The following is a 3,265-nucleotide window of genomic DNA, read 5'->3' on the forward strand; positions in this document are numbered from 1 at the left end:
ATCACGAACAGCGGGGTGAACATCGMCGTCGGCACGCCCATCATGTGGTAGCTGACCGCGCTGAACCAATCCAGGTTCGGGAACATCTTCTTGATGTCCCACATCACCGACTCCAGACGCTCGGCAATGTCGTACATCTTGACGTTCTGCTGTTCGGCGGACAGATCGCGCGCGACTTCCTTGATGATGTTGTTGCGCGGATCGCTGACGGTGTAGACCGGGTGGCCGAAACCGATCACGACTTCCTTGCGCTCCACACGGGCCTTGATGTCGGCCTCGGCATCGTCCGGGCTGTCGTAGCGCTTCTGCACTTCGAAGGCCACTTCATTGGCACCGCCGTGCTTGGGACCGCGCAGGGCACCGATGCCGCCGGTGATCGCGCTGTACATGTCGCTGCCGGTCCCGGCGATGACGCGGCAGGCGAAGGTCGACGCGTTGAACTCGTGTTCGGCGTACAGGATCAACGAGGAGTGCATCGCCTTGACCCACGAATCCTGCGGCTTCTCACCGTGCAGCAGATGCAGGAAATGGCCACCGATGGAGTCATCGTCGGTCTCCACGTCGATCGCACGGCCGTTGTGGCTCCAGTGGTACCAGTACAGCAGCATCGAGCCCAGGCAGGCCATCAGCTTGTCGGCGATGTCGCGCGCGCCCGGATGGTTGTGGTCGTCCTTCTCCGGCGACACGCAGCCGAGCACGGACACGCCGGTGCGCATCACATCCATCGGGTGCGCCGACGGCGGCAGTTCTTCCAGCGCGGCCTTGACCGCGGCCGGGATGCCACGCAGCGACTTCAGCTTGGTCTTGTAGGCAACCAGCTCAGCACGGGTCGGCAGCTTGCCGTGGACCAGCAGATGCGCGATTTCCTCGAACTCGCTGGTGTTGGCCAGATCGGCGATGTCATACCCGCGGTAATGCAGGTCGTTGCCGCTGCGGCCGACGGTGCACAGCGCGGTGTTGCCGGCGGCGGTGCCCGACAGGGCGACGGATTTCTTCGGCTTGAAGCCGGGGGCGGTAGTGGTGTCGCTCATGATCCCTCCAGAAAACAGTGTGCGGTCTTACTTCTTGGCGGCAAACAACGCATCGAGCTGCTGCTCGAAAGCGTGGTAACCGATACGGTCGTACAGCTCTTCGCGCGTCTGCATCGCCTCCACCACATTACGCTGGTGGCCCTCGCGGCGGATGGTCTCATACACGTTCTCGGCCGACTTGTTGGCGGCGCGGAATGCGGACAGCGGGAACAGCTGGATGGCCACGCCGGCCGAGGCCAGTTCATCGCGGCTGAACAGCGGGGTGGCACCGAACTCGGTGATGTTGGCCAGCACCGGCACCTTCACCGCATCGACGAAGCGGCGGTAGGTGTCCAGGTCATAGGCGGCCTCGGCGAAGATGCCGTCGGCACCGGCCTCCACGCAGGCGATGGCGCGTTCGATGGCCGCGTCCACGCCATCGACCTGGATGGCATCGGTGCGCGCGATCAGGAAGAAGTCCGGATCGGTCTTCGCATCGGCGGCGGCCTTGACCCGGTCCACCATCTCGCCCTGCGACACGATCTCCTTGCCCGGGCGATGACCGCAGCGCTTGGCGCCGACCTGGTCTTCGATGTGGCAGGCGGCCGCGCCGGCCTTGATCAGCGACTTCACCGTACGCGCGATATTGAATGCGCTGGGGCCAAAGCCGGTGTCGATGTCCACCATCAGCGGCAGGTCGCAAACATCGGTGATGCGGCGCACGTCGATCAGCACGTCTTCCAGGGTGTTGATGCCCAGGTCCGGCAGGCCCAGCGAGCCGGCCGCGACGCCGCCACCGGACAGGTAGATCGCGCGATAGCCGGCGCGTTTGGCCAGCAGGGCATGGTTGGCGTTGATCGCGCCGATCACCTGCAACGGCGATTCGGCAGCCAGTGCGGCGCGGAAGCGCGCGCCAGCGGAGGAAACAGGGGTGCTCATTCGGCATTCCATCGTGGTTGACCCTTGGACAGGCGCAAGGGCCGTGCCAAGTGACAAGTGTCTGATTTCGTTGAGACCGGCCCCGGGGAGACATGTTTCATTCCGCAGCATTGAAACAGATGTAACATGGCTGGAACTGAAACATTGAAACATCCCCCATGTCGATCAGCCTGCCCCGCCACCGTTCGCGCCTGCCCGATCCCGACCCCGGCGCCCTGCCGGTGATCTGGACAGTAAGTGTGTCGCGCCTGACCGGCCTTCTCGGTGATGTGATCCCCGAGTTCGACCGCCGCGCGCGCATCGTGCCGATCAACCTCGGTTTCGAGGAGGCCGTGGATGTCATCGGCCAGCGCCTGCGTCGCGAGCACTGCGAAGTGGTGATCGCCGGCGGCTCGAACGCGGCCTACCTGCGCAGCCGGCTGGAGGTGCCGCTGGTACCGATCCAGGCCAACGGCTTCGACCTGATGGAAGCGCTGGCGCGCGCGCGCCGGATCGCCCCGCGGATCGGGCTGGTGACCCATGCCACCGACGTACCTACCTTCGGCAGCTTCCAGCACAGCTTCGGGCTGGATATCGAACACCGTCGCTTCGTCACCCGCGAGGATGCCCGCGACTGCATCGCCGACCTGCGCGCCAACGGCATCGAAGTGATCGTCGGCACCGGCATGGCCATCGACTACGCCGAACAGGTCGGCCTGCCCGGCGTCTTGCTGTACTCGGCCGATTCGGTGCGCCAGGCCTTCGAACACGCATTGGAGCTGACCCAGACCCTGGCCCGTTCCGGCGCCAGCGCGCCGCGCCGACGCGGTCCCATCAAGCGCCCGCACAGCGACCACGCCCTGCTCGGCGACAGCGCTCCCATGCGGCAGGTGCGCGAGCGCATCGCGCTGTACGCCCCGCACGACAGTACCGTGCTGGTAACCGGTGCAACCGGCACCGGCAAGGAGCTGGTCGCCCGCCAGCTGCACGCCGGCAGCGGCCGACGCGGGCGCTTGGTGGCGCTCAACTGCGGGGCGATCAGCGAATCGCTGCTGGAAGCAGAACTGTTCGGCTACAACGAAGGCGCCTTCACCGGCGCGCGCCGCGGTGGCCGCGTCGGCCTGGTGGAGGCGGCCGATGGCGGCACGCTGTTCCTGGATGAAATCGGCGAATTGCCGCTGCCGCTGCAGACCCGCCTGCTGCGCGTGCTGGAAGAACGCGAGGTGCTGCGGGTGGGCGCGACCGAACCCACGCCGGTGGACGTGCGTGTGATCGCCGCGACCCTGCAGACGCTGGAATCGCTGGTGGAGGCGCAGCGTTTCCGCCGCGATCTGTAT

3 protein-coding genes are annotated in these 3,265 nt (G+C 66.0%); 1 reads left to right on the plus strand and 2 read right to left on the minus strand.

Features of this window, described 5'->3' with window-relative positions; all coding sequences use genetic code 11:
* Both prpC and prpB read right to left on the minus strand, forming a co-directional pair.
* A partial coding sequence (gene prpC, locus ACXJKH_RS17420; RefSeq protein WP_457321204.1) for a bifunctional 2-methylcitrate synthase/citrate synthase occupies positions 1–1,031 on the minus strand: 1,031 nt, incomplete at its 3' end.
* Between the two features lie 27 nt (positions 1,032–1,058).
* Entirely contained in the window at positions 1,059–1,949 is an 891-nt protein-coding gene (gene prpB / locus ACXJKH_RS17425; RefSeq protein ID WP_457321206.1) for a methylisocitrate lyase, read from the minus strand.
* A 164-nt stretch (positions 1,950–2,113) separates the two neighbouring features.
* Between prpB and prpR the strand changes: the two genes are divergently transcribed.
* A partial coding sequence (gene prpR, locus ACXJKH_RS17430; RefSeq protein WP_457321208.1) for a propionate catabolism operon regulatory protein PrpR occupies positions 2,114–3,265 on the plus strand: 1,152 nt, incomplete at its 3' end.

This window comes from Stenotrophomonas sp. P5_B8 (genome assembly GCF_054049855.1).